This window comes from Candidatus Ruthia magnifica str. Cm (Calyptogena magnifica) (assembly GCF_000015105.1).
GTDB lineage: Bacteria > Pseudomonadota > Gammaproteobacteria > PS1 > Pseudothioglobaceae > Ruthia > Ruthia magnifica.
In genome coordinates, this window is the sequence record NC_008610.1 from 164,829 (window position 1) to 185,663 (window position 20,835).

19 protein-coding genes and 3 tRNA genes are annotated in these 20,835 nt (G+C 34.7%); 12 read left to right on the forward strand and 10 right to left on the reverse strand.

What is annotated here, in order from left to right; genetic code table 11:
• Window positions 1-223: 223 nt before the first annotated feature.
• From rsxA to RMAG_RS06215, 6 genes are all read left to right on the forward strand, one after another.
• The gene (rsxA, locus tag RMAG_RS00745) at window positions 224-799 is read left to right on the forward strand and encodes an electron transport complex subunit RsxA (protein WP_011737559.1); all 576 of its coding nucleotides are present in this window, start codon (window positions 224-226) and stop codon (window positions 797-799) included.
• A gap of 1 nt (window position 800) precedes the next feature.
• A complete protein-coding gene (rsxB, locus tag RMAG_RS00750; protein ID WP_024792042.1) occupies window positions 801-1,325 on the forward strand; it encodes an electron transport complex subunit RsxB in 525 nt (174 codons plus the stop codon).
• The gene (gene rsxC, locus RMAG_RS00755; protein ID WP_011737561.1) at window positions 1,318-2,811 is read left to right on the forward strand and encodes an electron transport complex subunit RsxC; all 1,494 of its coding nucleotides are present in this window, start codon (window positions 1,318-1,320) and stop codon (window positions 2,809-2,811) included. The genes rsxB and rsxC overlap by 8 nt, the downstream gene beginning before the upstream one ends.
• Window positions 2,811-3,755, forward strand: coding sequence for an RnfABCDGE type electron transport complex subunit D (locus tag RMAG_RS00760; RefSeq protein WP_024792041.1), 945 nt, complete (start codon window positions 2,811-2,813; stop codon window positions 3,753-3,755). Before rsxC ends, RMAG_RS00760 begins: the two co-directional genes overlap by 1 nt.
• Window positions 3,755-4,363 carry an electron transport complex subunit RsxG gene (rsxG, locus tag RMAG_RS00765; RefSeq protein ID WP_011737563.1) on the forward strand — a complete coding sequence of 203 codons (609 nt, stop codon included), beginning with the start codon at window positions 3,755-3,757 and terminating at the stop codon, window positions 4,361-4,363. The genes RMAG_RS00760 and rsxG overlap by 1 nt, the downstream gene beginning before the upstream one ends.
• A 477-nt stretch (window positions 4,364-4,840) precedes the next feature.
• Window positions 4,841-4,990, forward strand: coding sequence for an S-adenosylmethionine:tRNA ribosyltransferase-isomerase (locus tag RMAG_RS06215; protein ID WP_148196277.1), 150 nt, complete (start codon window positions 4,841-4,843; stop codon window positions 4,988-4,990).
• Window positions 4,991-5,292: 302 nt separating this feature from the next.
• Here RMAG_RS06215 and RMAG_RS00770 read toward each other — a convergent pair whose 3' ends face one another.
• The 3 genes from RMAG_RS00770 to sucC are packed head-to-tail and all read right to left on the reverse strand — an operon-like array spanning window position 5,293 to window position 8,086.
• The gene (locus tag RMAG_RS00770; protein ID WP_011737564.1) at window positions 5,293-6,063 is read right to left on the reverse strand and encodes a hypothetical protein; all 771 of its coding nucleotides are present in this window, start codon (window positions 6,061-6,063) and stop codon (window positions 5,293-5,295) included.
• Window positions 6,060-6,929 (reverse strand): succinate--CoA ligase subunit alpha, encoded by an 870-nt coding sequence (gene sucD, locus RMAG_RS00775; RefSeq protein ID WP_011737565.1) that lies wholly within the window; start codon window positions 6,927-6,929, stop codon window positions 6,060-6,062. The genes RMAG_RS00770 and sucD overlap by 4 nt, the downstream gene beginning before the upstream one ends.
• The gene (gene sucC, locus RMAG_RS00780; RefSeq protein ID WP_011737566.1) at window positions 6,926-8,086 is read right to left on the reverse strand and encodes an ADP-forming succinate--CoA ligase subunit beta; all 1,161 of its coding nucleotides are present in this window, start codon (window positions 8,084-8,086) and stop codon (window positions 6,926-6,928) included. Before sucC ends, sucD begins: the two co-directional genes overlap by 4 nt.
• Window positions 8,087-8,140: 54 nt before the next feature.
• Here sucC and efp point away from each other — a divergent pair, with 54 nt between their 5' ends.
• The 4 genes from efp (at window position 8,141) to RMAG_RS00800 (ending at window position 12,817) form a co-directional block, all read left to right on the forward strand.
• Window positions 8,141-8,704 carry an elongation factor P gene (gene efp, locus RMAG_RS00785; RefSeq protein WP_011737567.1) on the forward strand — a complete coding sequence of 188 codons (564 nt, stop codon included), beginning with the start codon at window positions 8,141-8,143 and terminating at the stop codon, window positions 8,702-8,704.
• Between the two features lie 62 nt (window positions 8,705-8,766).
• On the forward strand, window positions 8,767-9,648 hold the full coding sequence (gene epmA, locus RMAG_RS00790) for an EF-P lysine aminoacylase EpmA (protein ID WP_011737568.1): 882 nt from the start codon (window positions 8,767-8,769) through the stop codon (window positions 9,646-9,648).
• A gap of 50 nt (window positions 9,649-9,698) precedes the next feature.
• Entirely contained in the window at window positions 9,699-10,943 is a 1,245-nt protein-coding gene (locus RMAG_RS05420) for a tetratricopeptide repeat protein (protein WP_011737569.1), read from the forward strand.
• A gap of 662 nt (window positions 10,944-11,605) precedes the next feature.
• Entirely contained in the window at window positions 11,606-12,817 is a 1,212-nt protein-coding gene (locus tag RMAG_RS00800) for an argininosuccinate synthase (protein ID WP_011737570.1), read from the forward strand.
• Between the two features lie 73 nt (window positions 12,818-12,890).
• Here the strand turns inward: RMAG_RS00800 and RMAG_RS00805 are convergent.
• The 7 genes from RMAG_RS00805 to RMAG_RS00830 all read right to left on the reverse strand — a co-directional run bounded on the left by RMAG_RS00805 (window position 12,891) and on the right by RMAG_RS00830 (window position 17,204).
• A tRNA-Cys gene (locus tag RMAG_RS00805) sits at window positions 12,891-12,964 on the reverse strand.
• A 75-nt stretch (window positions 12,965-13,039) separates the two neighbouring features.
• Window positions 13,040-13,112: transfer RNA gene (locus RMAG_RS00810), tRNA-Gly, on the reverse strand.
• Window positions 13,113-13,164: 52 nt separating this feature from the next.
• Entirely contained in the window at window positions 13,165-13,749 is a 585-nt protein-coding gene (pgsA, locus tag RMAG_RS00815; protein WP_011737571.1) for a CDP-diacylglycerol--glycerol-3-phosphate 3-phosphatidyltransferase, read from the reverse strand.
• Between the two features lie 34 nt (window positions 13,750-13,783).
• Window positions 13,784-13,860, reverse strand: a tRNA-Arg gene (locus RMAG_RS00820).
• Between the two features lie 53 nt (window positions 13,861-13,913).
• Window positions 13,914-15,167 (reverse strand): UDP-N-acetylmuramoyl-tripeptide--D-alanyl-D-alanine ligase, encoded by a 1,254-nt coding sequence (locus RMAG_RS00825; RefSeq protein WP_011737572.1) that lies wholly within the window; start codon window positions 15,165-15,167, stop codon window positions 13,914-13,916.
• 25 nt (window positions 15,168-15,192) lie between these two features.
• Window positions 15,193-15,330 (reverse strand): hypothetical protein, encoded by a 138-nt coding sequence (locus RMAG_RS05765; protein ID WP_162146611.1) that lies wholly within the window; start codon window positions 15,328-15,330, stop codon window positions 15,193-15,195.
• A 479-nt stretch (window positions 15,331-15,809) separates the two neighbouring features.
• Complete coding sequence (locus RMAG_RS00830) at window positions 15,810-17,204, reverse strand: UDP-N-acetylmuramoyl-L-alanyl-D-glutamate--2,6-diaminopimelate ligase (RefSeq protein ID WP_011737573.1); 1,395 nt, start codon at window positions 17,202-17,204, stop codon at window positions 15,810-15,812.
• Window positions 17,205-17,424: 220 nt separating this feature from the next.
• Here RMAG_RS00830 and RMAG_RS00835 point away from each other — a divergent pair, with 220 nt between their 5' ends.
• Entirely contained in the window at window positions 17,425-19,314 is a 1,890-nt protein-coding gene (locus tag RMAG_RS00835; protein ID WP_011737574.1) for a 5'-nucleotidase C-terminal domain-containing protein, read from the forward strand.
• A 393-nt stretch (window positions 19,315-19,707) separates the two neighbouring features.
• A complete protein-coding gene (locus RMAG_RS00840; protein ID WP_011737575.1) occupies window positions 19,708-20,835 on the forward strand; it encodes a HupE/UreJ family protein in 1,128 nt (375 codons plus the stop codon).

Below are 20,835 nucleotides of genomic sequence, written 5' to 3' on the forward strand. Positions count from 1 at the left end.
TGGCGCTATTTATAATTGTTGTGATTGTGTCCCGCTTTCAAGCTTAGTGATTAAGAATAATCGGCCTTATCGTTTTTTAGTAAAAAGACAGCAAACTCAAAAAAGGTTCAGATGTTTGTATTTATGAAATCCGTTCTTTATCAAAGGTCAGGGTGAGTGCTAAGATTAATAATATAATAAGTGGTGAATTAGATGGTATTCGTCATGCTTTGTGTGATTTATTATGAATGAGTATGTCTTAATCTTAGTGAGTACGATTTTGGTTAATAATTTTGTCTTGGTTAAGTTTTTGGGCTTGTGTCCGTTTATGGGGGTTTCAAAAAAGATTGATACTGCAATTGGTATGGGCTTTGCTACGACTTTTGTACTAACTTTGGCGAGTATTTTTAGTTATTTAATCAACACTTATATTTTGCTTCCATTTGAAATAGAATATCTAAGAACCATTTCTTTTATCGTGACTATTGCTGGTGTGGTTGGGTTTACTGAATTGGTAGTTAATAAAACATCCCCCATTTTACATCAGTCTTTAGGTGTATTTTTGCCCTTGATTACGACTAACTGTGCCGTTCTAGGTGTGGCATTGTTAAATGTTAATCAAGATAATGGATTTTTAGCATCGGGCGTTTATGGTTTTGGGGCTGCTATTGGATTTTCATTTGTGTTGGTGTTGTTTTCAGCCATGCGTGAACGGATTGATGTGGTAGATGTTCCAGAAGCTTTTAAAGGCACGCCTGTTGCGCTGATTACGGCAGGATTGATGTCAATGGCGTTTATGGGCTTTATTGGACTTGTCTGAGTTGTTTGATTCTGTCTTAATTCTTTCTATTTTGACATTAATATTGGGTTCGATACTGGGGTATGCTGGGATTAAATTTAAACTAAAGACCAATCCTTTGGTTGACCAGATAGATGCAATTTTGCCGCAAACCCAATGCGGCCAATGCGATTATCCTGGATGTCGTCCTTATGCACAAGCAATTTCTATTGGTGAGGCGAAAATTAATCAATGCCCACCAGGTGGTCAAGAAGGCGCTGATGCTCTGGCAGAGCTTTTAGGGGTTGAAACTTTGGTATTAAATGCCGAACATGGTGAGCTTAAGCCTAATCATGTGGTATTTGTTGATGAGGCTGTTTGTATTGGCTGTACTTTGTGTATTCAGGTCTGTCCTGTTGATGCATTTTTGGGTGCTTCTAAGATGATGACCCAAGTGATTATTGATGAATGCACAGGGTGTGATTTGTGCATCCCTGTGTGTCCTGTTGATTGTATTCACGTACAAGAAATAACTGTATCCAATATATTCAAGGTTAAACATGGATGATTATTCATTTAATGGCGGTATTGTGATTAGGAATCCTTATCCAGTGGATAAAATGGAGATTATCCAAGCACCATTACCAAAAAAAGTAATCATATCATTGCAACAGTGTATTGGTGAGCATGCTAAGCCTTGCGTGAGTGTTGGTGATTATGTGCTTACTGGGCAGGTAATTGCCAGTGCTGAAGGCAGTTTTGGTGTGTTTATTCATGCTTCAATCTCTGGTGTAGTTTTAAGTATTGATAAGCAAGTGATATCGCATAAATCAGGGGTTAAATTTGAGTGTATTACTATTGAATCTGATGATAAAGACAAATGGATAGATAATGAAGGCTGCGGTGTTGATTTTTTGCATTCTCCAGTACAGACCATGATTGATTGTATTCAAAAATCAGGCATTGTGGGTTTGGGTGGTGCAGGCTTTCCAACGCACGTTAAACTGGGTAAAATTAAACAATGTCATACCTTAATTATTAACGGTACTGAGTGTGAACCAGGGGTTATGTGTGATAATGCTTTGATGCAGTTTTATCCAAGAGAAATTATTCGTGGTGTTGAAATTTTGCTATATATTTGTGGCGCAGAGCGTGCGATTATTGCCATTGAGGATGATAAACAAGTAGCTTATCAAGCATTATTAATGTTTAATCATAATGACAGAATTAGTATTAATCAAATTTCAACTAAATACACCTCTGGTGCTGAAAAACTACTAATTAAGGCTTTACTTGGTGTTGAAATTTCAACAGGAGGTTTTGCTGTAGATAAGGGTATTGTTTGCCAAAACGTAGCCACTACTAAAGCGGTATTTGATGCAGTAGTTGATCATAAACCATTAGTATCACGTATTGTTACTGTTACAGGTAGTGGTGTTAAACCTAATAATTTTGAGGTGCGCTTGGGTGCGTCGTTTGAAAGCCTTATTTCAATAGCCAGCCCTAGTCAAAAAGCGCATGATTATCGTATGGGAGGTATGATGATGGGTGTTGATGTGACTGATATCCAAGCCCCTATTTGTAAAATTACCAATGCTATTTTTGTGAGTAATCATATACAAAAGCCCGCCATTCAAGAATGTATTCGTTGTGGTAAATGTTCAGAAGTTTGTCCTGTGAAACTACTTCCTCAGCAACTTTATTGGCATACTAAGAGTGAGAATATTGAGAAAGCTTTAAATTATAATTTAGCTGACTGTATTGAGTGTGCTTGTTGTGATTATGTATGTCCAAGCCACATATCACTAGCAAACTATTTTTCTTTTGCTAAGACACTTAACAAACAACAAACTCGTGAACAGGATAGAATTAACATTGCTAGAGAAAGATTTGAGTTTAGGGAATATCGTCTAGAGCGCAATAAGCTTGAGCGTGCTCAAATGATGGTAGATAAAAAAAAAGCCTTAAAAGAAAAAATGGTAAAAGATCAGTCTCAAAAACAAAAAATTGCTGAGGCAGTGCAGCGAGTACAACAAACAAAGAATAAAAAATGATGACACCAATATTTAGTTCAACTTCATGGATGATGCGTCAAGTAATTTATGCTTTAGTATTAGGTGTGATGGTAGCTTATTATTTCTTTGGTTGGGGTATTTTGTTGCAAATAGCGCTGGGAGCGGTAACAGCTATTGTAGTTGAATCAGTATTTATAGCACTTAGAAATCGTGATATTATCAACTCAATTAGTGATGGCTCGGCAGTACTCACAGGAATTTTACTAGCCATTTCTATTCCTAGTATTGCACCATGGTGGGTGATTGTGATGGGTGTGAGTTTTGCGATTATTTTTGGTAAGCAGTTGTATGGCGGGTTGGGTAATAATTTATTTAATCCTGCCATGCTAGGCTACGTATTTTTATTGATTTCTTATCCGCTACAAATGAGCACTTGGCAGGTTGATTTTTTAAGTTTTACTCAAGCTTTAAAAGTGATATTTGATTTAAGCAATATTGATGTAATTAGTGGTGCAACAAAATTGGATGAGGTAAAAAACGGTTTGTCACTCGTAGGCTCAATTCAACAATTGGAATTACATTCACCCTCTCAAGCATGGATTAATGTAGGGTTTTTATTTGGTGGTTTGTATTTATTTTTAAAAAAAGTTATTTTTTGGCAAATTCCAGTGGCTTTTTTAGTAGGCATTGTAATTAGTTCAATATTATTGTTTGTTGGCAATACTGATTTATACTTGCCCACTCAGAATCATCTTATGCTTGGTGGTACGATGTTAGGCGCATTTTTTATTGCAACCGATCCAGTGTCTGCCAGCACCACACCTAAAGGCAGAATAATTTATGGCTTTTTGATAGGCGTGTTAATTGTTATCATCCGTACTTTTGGCGGCTATCCTGATGGTGTCGCCTTTGCGGTATTATTAATAAACATGACTGTACCACTTATTGATAGCTTTACGCAACCCAAGGTGTTTGGACGATAATGTTACATGCTATTTTAAAATCAGGAGCTTTGTTGTTTGTATTTACGGTGGTGAGTGTATTTTTTGTCTCACTTACACAAACTAACACCAAAGATGTGATTACTTATAATGAAAAGCAATTATTAATTCAACGTTTGGGTGAGTTAGTTAGTGATTATAGTAATGATATATTGGCAGATCAATACACTAAAACGCTTAAATTACATAATGTAACACAAGTTGTTAATATTTATCCAGCAAAAAAGAATCATAAAATATTTTCCTATTTAATTGAACACACCTACCCAAATGGATATAATGGTGATATCCGTCTATTAACAGGCGTTGGTGTTGACAAAAAACTCCTAGGTGTTCGTGTTATAATACATAAAGAAACTCCAGGCTTGGGCGATAAAATTGAACTCAAAAAATCAAATTGGATTGAGCAATTTTTTGGGCTTTCGCTTTCAAATCCAAGCATGGAAAATTGGAAAGTGAAACGAGACGGGGGTGTATTTGATGCGTTTACTGGCGCAACTATTACCCCTCGTGCTATCGTTACGGCTACTTATCAAGTTTTAGAATTACTAAACGAGCCTTGCTTACTTAGCAAAACACCATGCAATTAAAGGGTTTTGATTTGTTCGTTTCTCTTATCGCCAAAAATTCACACAAAAATAAAACAGATTAATGAATAATACCGAAGTTATTCTAGCATGCTTATTTGGTTTGGTGTAAAAGTAATGAATTGAATGCCTTTTAGATGAAAATCTAGGATTGGTAATGATTAGAACCAGCAAAGTGTCTAAAGTCGATAGTTATATTATTTTAGAAAAAATATGGCATTCACATTAAATTTTAGCAAAAGAACAACAGTTTTATACGCTAATATTTGAAACAAATTTTTTACTTGATTTATTTTATAATATTCATATCTAATCCATTTATCGAAAGAGTAGATAAAGCCCAAGATTTAAACCTCTATCGTATCCTAAAATAGCGCAGTAGTAACTTCAACTTTATGGCTATATTTTTATAATGAACTTTTAAATTCTTTAAAAAATAAAGCATTGATTAATCATTTGTTACACTTCATGTTAATGTAGGTGCCAGGTGCACTTATTCCTGTCAAAACTGACAACATTAAAGTACTAGTAAATGTCTTTATAGAACGTACACAAATGATGGATATTTATCAACATGCCATTAATCAAAAATATCGATTTTTCTCTTATAGGTGTATGATGCTTCTGTAAAAAAATGATTTATTAAAATAAGTTAATCATCCTAGAGATTGAACCTATAGAAATTACTTTTACCAAATTATCAAGCTACAAATTAAGGCTAATTTTTCTAATGAAATCCAACAATTAATCCCTAGTTTAGCTTATGTTGATTGTGAACAATCATAAATCATTTGTGTACAACATGACGTATTCTCTCCTTGTGGTTCAAGTATTTTTTATGGAACAAAAATTTTTAGAAAAAGTTCGAGGTTCGAGATTTTAGTTTGCTAGCTTTAGAAAAAAAATTGGAAAGATTTTTACCAAGACGGCAGTTAAAAATATTTGCTTTCAATTTTTTCTAGTGTTGGTACAGATAAATTAAATACTTTTGCCAATTCAAGTGCACGCTTTAATCTTGCAGGTGCAGATCTGCCCATACAATTGTGTGTCAAATCACCTTCAAAGGCCTTAATCATGCCTTGCTCTAAATCTCTTTCATTAAAAGATTTACCTGTGAGTGCGCTTTGAAGTTTTAATACATCGCTTGATACATCACGCATTAAGTTTAAATATTGATTGTGTAAGTCATTAACCGTTGCGCCTTTTTCAATGGCTATCCCTGCAATGTTGGTGGTTAGAATGTAGAGATTTTTTAAAACTAATTCAAATAATAGCATTTTTTCAGAGTTAAGCGTATGGGCGGGAATATCAATCAAAGCTAAAGAATCAATTAGGATTTGTGCTTTTTTTCCATAGGTAGGGGATGAAATTAATACTTTAGAATCCATGCCTTTCTTTTTTTCAAACCAGACTGAAATCACAGTGGAATTTATAAAGTTGTGTGTTTGCCAATCACGAGGCAGGAGTTCATTTTGCATCATAACAACCCTATCTTTCCACTGTTTAGGAATAGATTGAAGTGCATTTTGTAAATCAGCTTCTGCTGTGCAAACTAAGATAAATTCTGGGCTTATAGTATTTACCAACTTATCAATATTGGTTTGTCTTGTGATGGGGTAAACAGGGTAATTATTTTTTAAAAAGGCACGAGAGAAAACACTTCCTAACTCACCAATACCTAATACAACAATGGGGTTTTTCATGCCAATATTTCAAGTAAGGTTTTGCCCATAGTTGCAGGCGTTGGAGCAATTGCGACACCGACTTTTTTTAAGGCGTTGATTTTATCGATGGCTTTACCAGTGCTAGCATTAATAACTGCACCTGCATGTCCCATACGTTTACCTTTTGGCGCACTCAGCCCTGCAATATAAGATACCACAGGTTTGGATACGTTAGATTGGATGTATTCTGCCGCTTCCTCTTCAGCTGAACCACCAATTTCACCCACCATAATAATAGACTGGGTTTGTGGGTCCATTTCAAATAGGGCTAGGCAATCAACAAAACTCATTCCTTGAATAGGGTCGCCGCCAATACCAATGCAGGTGCTTTGTCCAAGTCCAGACTGAGTGGTTTGATGTACGGCTTCGTAAGTGAGTGTACCTGAGCGTGATATGACGCCAACACTGCCATTTTGGTGAATGTTACCAGGCATAATACCTAATTTGCATTCATCGGGTGTAATGACTCCTGGGCAGTTAGGACCAATTAAAATTGAATCTGATGTTTTTAATATAGCTTTAATTTTAAGCATATCTTGTATAGGAATACCTTCGGTAATGCAAACAATCACGGGCATTTGTGCTTCAATAGCTTCAAGTATTGAGACATAAGCAAATTGAGGTGGTACGTAAATCATGCTTGCATTAGCATTTGTTGCATTCATCGCCTCTGCTACTGTGTTAAAAACAGGAAAATTTAGGTGCTTTTGCCCACCTTTGTTTGGTGTTACGCCACCGACAAATTGTGTACCATAGGTAATAGATTGTTCGGAGTGGAATGTGCCTTGTTTGCCTGTAAAGCCTTGGGTGATTACTCGTGTATTTTTATCAATTAGAACGCTCATTTAGTCAGCTTCACAATTTTTATAGCGGCTTTAGTTAAATCAGATTCTACATGAATATTAAATTTAGACTTATTAAGTAGATTTAATCCTTCTGGAGCATTAGTGCCTTCCAAACGCACTACAATTGGCAGAGTCAGGCCAACTGTTTTTATGGCTTGTAATATACCTTGTGCGATTAAATCACAGTGCACAATACCACCAAAAATATTCACCAAAATACTTTTAACATTTGTCTCAGTTTGAATTAGTTCAAAAGCTTTAGCAACCCTATCAGCAGTTGTTCCACCACCCACATCTAAAAAATTAGCAGGCGAGCCACCAAAATGCTCAATTAAATCCATTGTTGCCATTGCCAATCCTGCGCCATTCACCATGCAACCAATATTACCATCAAACAAAATGTAGTTAAGTTGATATTCACTGGCAAGTCTTTCTTTTTCATCTTCTTGTGAAATATCACGCAATTTGGCGATATCTTTATGGCGATACAGCGCATTATCATCAAAATCAATCTTGCCATCAAGTGCTAATAATTTATTTTCTTGAGTAATAATAAGTGGATTAATTTCAATCAAATTGACATCTTTTTGAGTAAAAATTTCATACAAGCTCAAAAGAGTATTGTTAAATTGTTTGGTGAGTTCAGTATTAAACCCTAGTTTTTTTGCCAAAAAGGTGCAATCTTGCACAGATAAACTGCCCAGTGGATCAATGCCAAATTTAATAATTTTATCAGGCGTTTTACTGGCAACTTTTTCAATATCCATGCCGCCCTTAGTAGAGCTCAAAACAGTAATTTTGTGTGTTTGCCTATCAATCAACAAACTAAGATATAATTCACGTTCAATATTTTGTTTCGCTTCAATTAATAACTGACCCACTGGCAATCCTTTAGCATCTGTTTGTGGCGTGATAAGTTTCGAGCCTAATAATTGATTACATACACGTTCAACTTTTTCAATACTATGGCAGAAAATAACACCACCACCCTTGCCGCGTCCCCCTGCATGGATTTGAGCTTTAACGACCCAAACATCACCCCCCAAAGCCTTGCAAACGTCGTTGATCTTGGTGGTATTATCAATAAGAATACCTTTGGGAATTTGAATGTCTCTACATCTAAATAATGTTTTAGCTTGGTATTCGTGTATGTGCATAAATAATGAGTAAAATAAAGCGTCTAACAATTTTACACACAAACTTTTTAAAAAATGGTAAATTACGCTATTAACCAATTCAAAAACGGTTTAAAACTCATTTTAGATGGTAATCCTTGTTCGATTGTGAATAATGAAATTGTTAAACCTGGTAAGGGACAAACGTTTAATCGAGTTAAATTTAAAGATTTAATTACTGGTAAAACACTGATTAAAACTTTTAAGTCTGGCGAGACTTTAGAAGGTGCTGATGTGATGGAGTTGGATTTACAATATCTTTATAATGATGGTAATACATGGAATTTTATGGATCTAGATTCATTTGAGCAATATACTATTGATAATGCTACTATGAATGATGCTAAAGGTTATTTGGTTGAGCAGGACATGTGCACGGTTACGCTTTGGAATGATAATCCTATTTCAGTTATCCCACCTAATCATGTTATTCTTGAAGTACTCAATACTGATCCAGGCTTAAAAGGCGATACTGCGGGGACAGGTGGTAAACCAGCTACAATGAACACAGGGGTTGTGGTGCAAGTGCCTCTTTTTGTTGATATTGGTGATAAAGTGAAAGTAGATACACGTACTAATGAATATGTAGGTCGTGCATAGTGGTAATTTTTTTCTTATAATATCTATGTTAGAAAATGGAATTTTTATTTAATGATTAAAGCATGCAAGGTAATATAGCGCTGATTAAAAGACAGCGAGTTATTCAAAAAATTAGACAGTTTTTTGAGCAACAAGCAGTATTAGAAGTTCAAACACCAACACTGATAAACACACCAACGAGTGATGCTTATATTGACAGTATTTCATTGAGTGTGAATGCTAATATTGGCATGCAAAACACTCAATATCTACACACTTCTCCAGAGTTAGAAATGAAAAAATTGCTGGTTCAAGGAAGCGGGGATATTTATCAAATTTGTCAAGTATTTCGTGATAACGAATACGGTGAGCATAATTCTAATGAATTTACTTTGCTTGAATACTACCGTCTTGGTTTTGATATTAATCAGTTAATGGCTGATATGGTTAATTTGTTACAAACATTAGGAATTCAAGACAAAGTGCATCAATTATCCTATGCTCAAGTTTTTAGTCAATATGCAGATATTGATGTTTTAAATACTGATTTTGATGTGCTTAAAGTAATCGCCTCGAAATTAGGCTTGAGTACTGATTTTGCATGGATTGAAGAGTTACAAATGTTGCTATTTGTGCATTTAGTTGAACCGAAATTAAAAAATATACCCCTATGTTTTATTTATGATTATCCTAAATCACAATCTGCATTTGCTAAAGTTAAAAATCAGGTAGCACACCGTTTTGAGTTGTATTTAAATGGGATTGAAGTGGCAAATGGCTATGATGAGTTGCAAACCAAGGATGAATACCAGCAAGTTTTTACGTGTGAAACTATCAAACGAAAGCAGCTTGGTAAGCCTATATCGCAGATTGGTGTGTCATTTTTATCTAAGCTTAACAAGTCTTTACCTCAATGCTCTGGTGTGGCGATAGGTATTAATCGATTATTAACACAAATTAGTTAAACTCAGATATAAAATATGGATGATTTTAATTAGTTAAAAACAAAAAACTCATGATTAAACTTATCTACCTTGTTCTTTTATTCTCTTTTCCAATACAGGCATTGCAAATTCTACAACCTATTAATGATAACCAAGCTGTCCAACAGCAATTAGAGGCACCTCAATTAAATGCACCATTGTCTGTTAAACAATTACTAACCCAATTAAAAAAATCAGCTAAGCTTGGTGATGCTAGATCACAATTTAGTTTAGCTAATATGTATCATAATGGTATTAATGTAATAGTAGACGATAAATTGGCTTTTTATTGGTATTTACAGGTGGCTGAACAAGGTTATGTAAGTGCACAATTTAATGTGGCTAATAGTTATTATTATGCTCTAGGGACTGATAAAGATTTAGAACAAGCATTGCATTGGTATAAAAAATCAGCATTATTGGGATATAGAGCAGCACAACTCAATCTTGCTAAGTTATACGATGTGGGTATTGGCGTTGATAGAGATTTAACATTAGCACAGCGTTGGTATGAAGCAGCAGCCAATCAATTTGACCCTGAAGCACAATTTTACTTAGCTGATTTTTATGAGCGTGAAGGAGATTCTAGTAAGGCGTTAGATTATTATAAAAAGTCTGCAAATCAAGGTTTTGTTAATGCACAAGTCAGATTGTCAGCATTGTATCGAATTGGTTATTTGGTCAAACAAAGTGATATTAAAGCTCTATATTGGACATTAATTGCAAGCAATCAAACAGTTAAATTGTTGAAAAAGTTATCATCCAAATCACAAAAAGTAGTGCAGAATAAGCAAGAAAAAAGTGTTATTCATCAAAGTATTATTAAGCCAATAGTTATTATTGAACCAATTATGGTAAAGACGCCACAACAGTCGACTATTAATTTAAACGAGCAACTATTTAGCAATATAGATCGTCTTATTCCCAGTCAAGATGAAATTTCTAAGTCGCTTAATTATAATACTAAATTAAATACTAATTTGGAAATATTGCTGACCAGTGTTGGGCAAAATAACCCTATTGTTCAATATAATTTAAGTGCACTTTATAGTAAGGATGGGATTGTGCGTAAAGATAATAGAGCGGCATTTATACTCATGCGCCAGTCTGCTAATCAAGGCATTATTCAATCGCAAAATATTTTAGCTATCATGTATATGAATGGTATTGGTGTACAGATAGATCACAACAAGGCTTATTATTGGGCAAACGTAACAGCACAAAAGGGCAGCCAACAAGGTAAACGTATTTTATTATATTTAATTGCTAATTTATAAATTTTTAATAATAAACAGTGTTTCAAATTTTTGCATTAGAAGATATGACACACAGTGAGGGTTCTTATGCGATAATTGTAGACATTGCTGCTTTCATAAGCTTGAAGATGAAGATACAGGTGATATTTTTTTACTGATATGATTTGGTTGCCATATAGACGAATAAAGTTGTCAATGCCTTCACTTGAGATATGTCAATAACTAGTACCAAATTGTTTAATCATTAGCCAAAATTGGGTTAATAAATTTAATTGGTTACCAAGCACGTATGTTTATCGACTTTTGTATGATTGGTACTCATTAGTGAAGATGTAGAAACTGTATATTTATTAGGTATTTCTGTACGTATCGGATGAAGATGAAATTGATTTGCATATAATTAACTGGATGAAATGATGGAAATATATACATTATTACTATTAGGATTTTTTGGCTAATGCTATCTTAGCAAGCTGGCTACATGGGTATATATTAAATACTATTTTTGTCAAATTAATTAAGGGTAAAGTATCTATTGAAGTAATTGTAGAAGCCAATGGATGCTTTAGGTAAAATTTACTTCTTTACTGATATCCGCAATTTAACAGACGATAAAATTACACATCGTTGGGGTTATAAGAATAAGGTTAAAGCTGAGATTAGTTTTAACATTAAAGGAAAACATGAACAAAATAAATATAAAAAAAGTGGTACTCGCCTATTCTGGCGGACTAGATACAAGCATTATCGTTAAATGGCTACAAGATACCTATCGGTGTGAAGTGGTTACCTTTACAGCTGATATTGGTCAAGGTGAGGAGGTAGAGCTTGCACGCACTAAGGCAAAAGCCGCGGGTGTCAAAGAGGTTTATATTGAAAATTTACGTGAAGAATTTGTACGTGATTTTGTATTTCCGATGTTTCGAGCTAATGCCATTTATGAAGGTGAATATTTATTAGGCACTTCCATTGCTCGTCCGCTTATCTCTAAGCGTTTAGTAGAAATTGCCCATCAGGAAGACGCAGATGCAATTAGCCACGGCGCAACAGGAAAAGGTAATGATCAAGTTCGTTTTGAGTTAAATGCTTATGCATTAGACGCAGATATACAAGTCATTGCGCCTTGGCGTGAATGGGATTTGTCCTCACGTGAAAGTTTAATGGACTATGCACAAAAGCACGGTATTGAAATTGATTATAAAAAACAATTAAAAAAATCCCCTTATTCAATGGATGCAAATTTATTGCATATTTCTTATGAAGGTGGTATTTTAGAAGACCCCTGGGCAGAGCCTGAAGAAGATATGTGGCGTTGGACAGTTTCACCTGAAAATGCACCTAATAAGGCAGAATATGTTGAGATTACTTTCAAAAAAGGCGGCATTATAGCCATCAATGGCAAAACAATGAGTCCCGCTTCAGTGATGGAAGATTTAAACAAACGTGCAGGTGCGCATGGCATTGGTCGTAATGATATTGTAGAAAATCGTTTTGTGGGTATGAAATCTCGTGGTTGTTATGAAACACCTGCAGGAACTGTCATGTTAAAGGCGCATCGCGCTATGGAATCACTCACCCTTGATCAAGCAGCAGCACATCTTAAGGATGAACTCATGCCCAAATATGCCGAAATGGTTTATAACGGCTTTTGGTTTGCACCAGAGCGCAAAATGCTACAAGCTGCCATTGATAATACTCAAGAAATAGTCAATGGTATTGTTCGTCTTAAGTTCTACAAAGGCAATGTCACTGTTGTAGGTCGACAATCTAAGGATAGTTTATTCAGTGAAAAAATCGCTACTTTTGAGGATGATGAAGGGGCATACAATCAAAAAGATGCAGCTGGATTTATCAAGCTTAATGCATTGCGCCTGCGACTTAAGGCATTAAAGTAGTATATGCTTTCTTGGGTTAAGAAGAATTGTATTCTAAATACTTGATTTAGAATACAAAAATTAAATATAAAGTTGGAGGCTGGGACCGGAATCGAACCGGTCTATAAGGCTTTGCAGGCCCCTGCATAACCGCTTTGCTACCCAGCCATGTTAAAACTTACAAAGGCGATAATAAAAAGACTTATATTAATCTTTTTTTGAAAACTTAATCTCTAAATTTAGAGCGGGAAACGAGATTCGAACTCGCGACATTCACGTTGGCAACGTGACGCTCTACCAGCTGAGCTATTCCCGCATAGGTGATGAATTATAGTGTTTTTTAGATAATAGTCAAGTCAGGCTTTGCATTAATTATTAAAAGTTTTACGCCCTTCTTTTAGATAGATAAACCCGGACCATAAGGTTAAAGAAGTTGCTATTAATAATAAAACAACACCGATTTTAAAACTTGGCAGTCCAAAAAAAGGTTGCTGATATAACAAAAATAAAATGGCAAATATTTGTACAAAAGTTTTCACTTTACCCATCCAAGAAACACTGACATTTGATCTTTGTCCAATAGCTCCCATCCATTCTCTAAGTGCTGAGACTAAAATTTCACGTGAAATAATAATAAGAGCACAAACGCTAATATACCAATGTGTGTCAGTTGGGTAAAAGTCCACTAAGAGGATGAGTGCAGTGGAAACCATAAGCTTATCCGCAACAGGATCTAAAAAAGCACCAAGTTGTGAGGTCATATTTAGCCTTCTTGCTAGGTAACCATCAAAATAATCAGTTGCACTAATAAGTACATAAGTACCCGTAAGCAAAAAATTAATCCAAGTAAACACAGGCATTATAGAGTAAGCAGGTTGGAAATAATATAAACTTACAAACACTGGAATTAGAAAAATTCTTGACAGGGTTAGAATGTTTGGAATCGTGGTCATAGATTGGTTGTTATGACAAGTGTTGAAAAATATATGGTGCGCTCGGCTGGAGTTGAACCTGCAACCGCTCGGTTCGTAGCCGAGTACTCTATCCAATTGAGCTACGAGCGCATCAAGGGCGTTATTATCGCTATATTTATATTAAAGGTCAAGGTGATTTGAGTTTATTTTTTTAGTAAATCAACCAGCTCATTCATCTTTACTGTTCTAGAACCTTTTATTAGTACAGTAGCGTGAACATGATTGGCTAACAGGTGGTTGGCTAATTGTTGTTTGCTGTCAAAGTGAATACCATAGTAGTGCTGTGTTAGCTTACCATAGCTATAAAAAGTATCAGCAGATTTTTTGGCTAATTGGCCGATTTTAAGGTGGAGTTCCTCTGAATCATTACCTAATTCTCTCATAGCGCCAAGTACGACAATTTTTTCTCCAGAAAAATCTTGTAATGCTTTAAGTGCAGTAGTCGTGGAATGTGGATTGGCATTGTAAGTGTCATCAATAATTCTAAATTTTTTTGTGTTGATAACCTCTAACCTGCCATGTTCTGCCTTCGTTACTTCCAAGCCTTGCTTGATTAGATTGATATCAATCCCTAGTGCATAAGCACAGGTACTAGCTGCCAAGGCATTTTCAATGTTATGCGTACCAATCAAATTAAGTGTGACTGATATTTTTTGCTTATAAATGTTTAAATCAAATTTATTATTAACAAGTTTGCTAGCAAAAATATCACCACCTTTTCCAAAACTAACGTCACCCGTAAAAGTGTCTTGAGTATTAACAATGTTATGCGAGTTATTTGAGTAAATCTCACCTTTAGCTTTGACTAAATTATCAAATCCTCCAAATTCACCAATGTGCGCATCAAGTGTATTGGTTACAATGGCAATATTAGGATTAACTAAGGAGCAAAGATGTGCAATTTCTCCCAAATGATTAGCCCCCATTTCAATCACTGCATATTGGTGTTGCTCTTCCAGTGTCAATAATGTCATTGGTACGCCCAGATGATTATTCAAATTACCCTGAGTTTTTAGCGTTGGTGCTTGCAAATTTAAGATATTTGCCAGCATGTTTTTAGTGGTAGTTTTGCCGTTACTACCCGTAATAGCAATAACGATAGGCTTGATGTTTTTAAGGTGCCAACTGGCAATTGTATTCAGTGCAATTTGTGTGTCGTCTACCACTAATGTTGGTAACTGATTATTTACAGGTTTGTTAGCAACAATTGCCACTGCACCCATTTGTTGTGCTTGATCAATGTAGTCATGCGCATCAAAGTTGTCGCCAGTCAAAGCTAAAAATAGTGCACCATTCATATGTTTGCGAGTGTCAGTACAAACGTCTTTAAATTCAACATTGGTAGTACAATCTGTTTTTAATATTTTGGCAATGGTGCTTGTGGTAGTTTGCAGCATGAGGGCCTATGATTAGTTTGTTCCATTATAAAACGTCTTCAAAGAGACAACAAACATCTATTTGCAAAATTTTAGAGATTTTTAATAAATGTTCAATATTAAAATGTTTATCTTTTGCACCAACTTTAAGCATAGAGAAAATACTAACAGATTCATATTCCATTTCTAATGCCAATGCTAATTGCGATGTTCCTTTTTCATACGTTGTTTTTAAACTGTATAACTCAAAAACTATTATAGTAAATATTACTATAATAGTTTTTTATCAATACAACAATAGGAGGAAAAAATAAAAATATTAGTATTTGGCAGATTTACTATCTTTGTCAGTATATACACAGAGTGATATATATTTTGATATTGTGGTTTAATAAAACAACATAAAAAATAGTATTAATATTAGCGGAACTTAAAGTACAAAAAAATAATTACAATGCGTTAATTGGAAAACGTTTGAATGATAGTATAGCTATTGAATTAAAATGCACTAAATGGTAAATAATGTTGTAACAGTAGTAGCAATTTCTGGTAGAAATATTGGTGTTAGTTTATTGTTTTGTTTTTTAAACAGGAAAAATTATTTCTAATCAGAGACTTTATTTGTTAATTTTCATTAGTAAGTAAGACTTTTCCAATTAAAGGTTAAATAGCTTTAGTGCTATTTTGTGCAATTTCTAAGTCATTTAGGTAGATTGTTTTATCAGAGAATTGTTGTATGGTTTCATGTCCTTTGCCAGCAATTAGTAAGCATTCATTTTCTTTGAGTGTTGTGATTGCCGTTTCGATAGCAAGCTGTCTATTTTCAATAATGTCTAATTTGTAACTATCGTCAATGCCACTTAAGATGTTTTCAATAATGGTTTTTGGATTTTCAGACCTAGGGTTGTCATTGGTTAAAATAATAGTATCCGCTAGATTTGAGGCAATTTTGCCCATTTCTGCGCGTTTATCTTTGTCTCGGTTACCGCCACAACCAAAGACAATACGAATTTTGAAGTTTGGATAGTGTTTTTTCAAAGTGGTGATGGCATTCCCGATGGCATCAGGTGTATGGGCATAATCTATCCAAGCAAGATGAGGCTCAATTCTTTGCATTCTACCAGGTGGTGGCAATAGTTGATAAAATAGCGGAATAATATCATCACGTTTAAATCCAAGCGCCTCAACACTGTTCAATGCTGCCAAAATGTTCAGTAAATTAAACTCACCTAAAAATGGGATTTCAAAAACATAATGGTCTAATTGCACTAAAAAGCCTTGTTCAATGGTTTTGATTGAGTCAAAATCACCTAGAGAGTAGCTGATTCGTTTTTTATCTTTAGTGATATTTAGAAAATGTTTGTAATGACTATCATCTTGGTTAAGAATAACAGATTCAACAGTATCAAGAACAAATAATTTTTCTTTGGTTGCTTGATATTTATCAAGTGTGTGATGATAATCAAGATGATCTTGAGTAAGATTGGTAAATATTGCTTGTTTAATATTCAATCCAGCAATTCTATCTTGAGTGAGTGCGTGTGAAGAAACCTCAAGTATGGCGTGATGAATATTGTTTTGATAGTAATTATCTAATACTTGGTAAAGCGTCAAAATATCTGGCGTTGTATTAAGGGATAACTGTTGACTATGAGTGATACCTAAAGTGCCAATTAAACCATTTTTAATCCCAAGTTTGGTTAGTAATTGCGAGATAAAGTAGGCAACAGAAGTTTTACCATTCGTACCTGTGATACTAATGATATTAACTTTTATAGCATTTTTATAAAAAGTATTTGCCAGTGTTTGTAAATATTGAGATAAGTTGTCAATACGAATAGATGGAATGACACATTCTATCTCTTTTGAGTCAACTAATATAGCAACGCAGCCTTTGTCGATTGCTTGGTTGATATAATCAGCACCGTGTGTTAATTTCCCTTGAAGTGCAATAAACAAATCTCCAGGTTGTGTGCTTTGAGCATTAAGACACAAGCCCTTTATCTCTATGTCTATCTTAGTTTGTACAATATTGGCTAAAAGCTGAGAAATATTCATAATAGGTATTATAAGATTTTTTACAAGTTATATAGCGAGACTGTAAATATTTTTTATAAAACTATCTTTAAATTGCCTACTTTTCGTTATACTCTGCACATAACTAATGTTTTTTCTTGATTTTGAACAAAGATGTTGTTTTTAGTATATCTTTCTAGGTGAAAAATCAGTTAAAATTTTGGTCATTTTTTTAACAAATAGTTTTCTGGGGAGAAAGTATATGGTGTTAACACGTAGAGACTTTATTAAAGTATTGGGCGCTGGTTCGGCAGCAGGTTTGATTAGTGGCTGTGGGAATGATGCAGATAAGTTGTCTTCTCAAGATAATAGATACGAAGTGGCAAAAACAGGCAATGCTCGTATTTTGCATATCACTGATACTCACGGTAACTTGCTTCCTAATTATTTTCGTGAGCCCAATGTTAATTTAGGCTTTGGCGCTACCTTTGGACAATTGCCACATGTTGTGGGTAACAAGTTACTTAAGCAAATTGGCGTTAAGGCAGGTTCAGCCGATGCATATGCTTTTACTTACAACAACTTTGAAGATTTAGTGGCTAAATACGGTAAGACAGGTGGTTTTAGTCAAATTAAAACCGTGCTAGACTCATTACGTGAAAGTGCAGATGGTGTACAAAACACACTAACCTTAGATGGTGGTGATACTTGGCAAGGCTCAGGCACTTCACTTTGGACGCGTGGTGCTGACATGGTTGAAGCTTGTAATATTTTAGGGGTAGATGTCATGGTTGGTCATTGGGAGTTTACTTATAAAGAAGAAGAAACACTAAAAAATATTAGCTTTTTTAAAGGTGATTTTTTAGGTCAAAATGTACGTATTATAGAAGACACATTAATGGGTGATGAGTACATCACCATGACTGAAAAGTATGGTGGCAATGGTCTATTTGATGAGAATGAAGGGCTGCCATTTAAGCCTTATGTGATCAAAAATGTTGGCGGTCATCGTATTGCAGTGATTGGTCAAGCCTTTCCAAGAACATCAAATGCTAATCCGCAAAAATATTTCTTTCCAGATTGGTCGTTTGGTTTACGTGAGGATGAAATGAGTGAATTAGTTTCTGATATTCGTAAAAATGAAAAACCAGATGCAGTTATTATAATTTCACATAATGGTATGGATGTTGATATCAAAATGGCATCGCGTATTAGCGGTATTGATGCAATTTTTGGTGGTCATACGCATGATGGCATGCCTAAGCCAGTTGAAGTTAAAAATGCAGGTGGCGTTACTGTTGTTACTAATGCAGGTTGTTCGGGTAAGTATATTGGCGTCATGGATTTGAATATTAAAGACCATAAAGTCATGGGTTATGAATACAAAATGCTGCCTATTTTGACTGACTTTATTAAGCCTGATACGGCTATGGTGTCGTTTATTGATAAAATTCGCACTACTAGATATGATAAAGATGTGGTTGAAGCGCGTAGTGCTAAGATGTTAAACAATCCTGATCGTATTGGTAAAACTTATGATGAAATTTTGACAGAAAAATTATGCACTACTGAGCAAACCCTATATCGTCGTGGTAATTTTATGGGTACTTGGGATCAAGTGTTAGTTAATTCTCTACGTGAAGAGCACGATGCAAATTTTGCCATGTCAGCAGGTGTGCGTTGGGGTACAAGTGTGCCAGCAGGATACAACGTAACGATGGAAGATTTAATGACCAACACTTCAATGACTTATGGTGAAACCTATGTGAGTGAGTTAAAAGGTGCGCAACTTAAAGAAATCTTAGAGGGTATTGCTGAGAACTTATTTGTACAAGATCCATATTTACAGTCAGGTGGCGACATGGTGCGTATGGGCGGTATGGATTATACGATTGATCCAGCTTTAGGCCTTGGTCAGCGTATTAGCAATATGAAAGATGATGAGGGTACACCTATTGATCTGAATAAATTTTATAAAGTATCAGGTTGGGCACAAGTAAGTAATGTTGGTAATGGTCGTTTAATGTGGGATGTGGCAGCAGACTATTTACGCAAACAAAAGCATCTTAATTTGACTAAAGTTAATCACCCAACTATTAAGGGCGTGAACAACAATCCTGGTATTGAAAATTATGATGGTAAGTTGATTTAATTTTTTTGATAAATATTACTCTGGTGTTGTTAGGTAAACTAAAAAAATACCATTAAAATCCTTTGATTTATCGATCTAGGCGAGGATCCTATACATATTGATGATGCTGTTGTGTGTGTTTATACAGGTATTTTATTGATTATCCTGATTTATATAATCTTCACTTTGATTGATGTGATATATCGTCTTTTTAAATCCAGACGTAGTTGTGCTTTGAATTTGTGCCTTTTGGTTGACGTTTAACTTAGTGTGGGTGTGTTTGTTATTTATGTGGCTAGAGGTAATTGTGGTTTTTATACAGGTTGTAAAATCTATGCGTTATTGGTCAAAATAGTCATTGTGAGAACGTTGATTGGGATAAGATTAAGTGCAAAACTAAGATAAGAAAAATAAATGTTGTATTTGATTAAGGCCATCACCTTATTTTGGTTGTTGATTGATGTGTCAATAGCAGATATGGTCAGGCCTGCTTTGGTGGAAATTTCAATTTATCCTGATAAAAAAGTCGACGTTGTGATTGATTTAAGTCTTGAAGCTTTAATGACTGGCATTAGCACTCAATATAAAAATACTACAGATGCACCAAATTCAGCACAATATGACACACTTCGTTCATTAATAGCGGATGATTTGAGAGAACAATTCAAGGCTTTTGAAACTGAGTTTTTAAATTATATTTTTTTAACAATCAATGAAAAACCTCAACAGTTAACACTCACTTCAGTAAAGATTGATATTGTGGGCTATAAGAAAAGATCCAGAAAAACTTTATTAACTTACTCAACCCAGCTAAGAAAATGGCCAAAAACTCTGTCATGGCAATACAATAAAGCCTATGGAGATAGTGCATTGCGTTATCAAGTATATAAGGAGGGTGAATATAATTGGAGTCAGTGGCGTTGGTTGCGTAATGGTGTTACAAGTGGTGTGATTGATATTAACGACCTAGAACCAATAACAACTATGCAAAGGATGCTACAATTTATAAGCATTGGTTTTGATCATGTTATTCCATTAGGTTGGGATCATATGCTATTTATTATTGGCATGGCATTGTCTTCATTAATGTGGCGACGATTGTTATTATTGGTCAGCGTTTTTACGTTAGCACATACTTTAACATTGGGCTTAGCAATGCTTGGTATTGTAGAAATATCAGAGCGAATTATTGAACCATTGATTGCTTTTTCAATTGCTTACGTGGTGATTGAAAATTTGTTACCTAATCAGTCCATCAAGCGAAAAAGTATTATCGTATTTTTATTTGGACTTGTGCATGGCCTAGGTTTTGCCAATATGCTAAAAAGTTTTGAAATGTCATCAGACAATTTTTTAATTACACTAATCAGTTTTAATATCGGTGTTGAATTGGCACAAATTTTGATTGTATTAAGCGTGGTATCACTCTTATTTTTTGTAAAATCACTCAATTTAGATTATAAAAAAATAGCTATTGTCCCAACCTCAATTGTCATTTCTTTAATTGGAATTTGGTGGGGTATAGATCGGCTAATAAATTAA

Excerpts from the sequence above, each read along its gene's own strand:
- rsxA (WP_011737559.1), top strand. The coding sequence starts at position 224 with ATGAATGAGTATGTCTTAATCTTAGTGAGTACGATTTTGGTTAATAAT.
- rsxC (WP_011737561.1), top strand. The coding sequence starts at position 1,318 with ATGGATGATTATTCATTTAATGGCGGTATTGTGATTAGGAATCCTTAT.
- RMAG_RS00760 (WP_024792041.1), top strand. The coding sequence starts at position 2,811 with ATGACACCAATATTTAGTTCAACTTCATGGATGATGCGTCAAGTAATT.
- rsxG (WP_011737563.1), top strand. The coding sequence starts at position 3,755 with ATGTTACATGCTATTTTAAAATCAGGAGCTTTGTTGTTTGTATTTACG.
- RMAG_RS00770 (WP_011737564.1), bottom strand. The coding sequence starts at position 6,063 with ATGAAAAACCCCATTGTTGTATTAGGTATTGGTGAGTTAGGAAGTGTT.
- sucD (WP_011737565.1), bottom strand. The coding sequence starts at position 6,929 with ATGAGCGTTCTAATTGATAAAAATACACGAGTAATCACCCAAGGCTTT.
- sucC (WP_011737566.1), bottom strand. The coding sequence starts at position 8,086 with ATGCACATACACGAATACCAAGCTAAAACATTATTTAGATGTAGAGAC.
- efp (WP_011737567.1), top strand. The coding sequence starts at position 8,141 with ATGGTAAATTACGCTATTAACCAATTCAAAAACGGTTTAAAACTCATT.
- epmA (WP_011737568.1), top strand. The coding sequence starts at position 8,767 with ATGCAAGGTAATATAGCGCTGATTAAAAGACAGCGAGTTATTCAAAAA.
- RMAG_RS05420 (WP_011737569.1), top strand. The coding sequence starts at position 9,699 with ATGATTAAACTTATCTACCTTGTTCTTTTATTCTCTTTTCCAATACAG.
- RMAG_RS00800 (WP_011737570.1), top strand. The coding sequence starts at position 11,606 with ATGAACAAAATAAATATAAAAAAAGTGGTACTCGCCTATTCTGGCGGA.
- pgsA (WP_011737571.1), bottom strand. The coding sequence starts at position 13,749 with ATGACCACGATTCCAAACATTCTAACCCTGTCAAGAATTTTTCTAATT.
- RMAG_RS00825 (WP_011737572.1), bottom strand. The coding sequence starts at position 15,167 with ATGCTGCAAACTACCACAAGCACCATTGCCAAAATATTAAAAACAGAT.
- RMAG_RS05765 (WP_162146611.1), bottom strand. The coding sequence starts at position 15,330 with ATGGAATATGAATCTGTTAGTATTTTCTCTATGCTTAAAGTTGGTGCA.
- RMAG_RS00830 (WP_011737573.1), bottom strand. The coding sequence starts at position 17,204 with ATGAATATTTCTCAGCTTTTAGCCAATATTGTACAAACTAAGATAGAC.
- RMAG_RS00835 (WP_011737574.1), top strand. The coding sequence starts at position 17,425 with ATGGTGTTAACACGTAGAGACTTTATTAAAGTATTGGGCGCTGGTTCG.
- RMAG_RS00840 (WP_011737575.1), top strand. The coding sequence starts at position 19,708 with ATGTTGTATTTGATTAAGGCCATCACCTTATTTTGGTTGTTGATTGAT.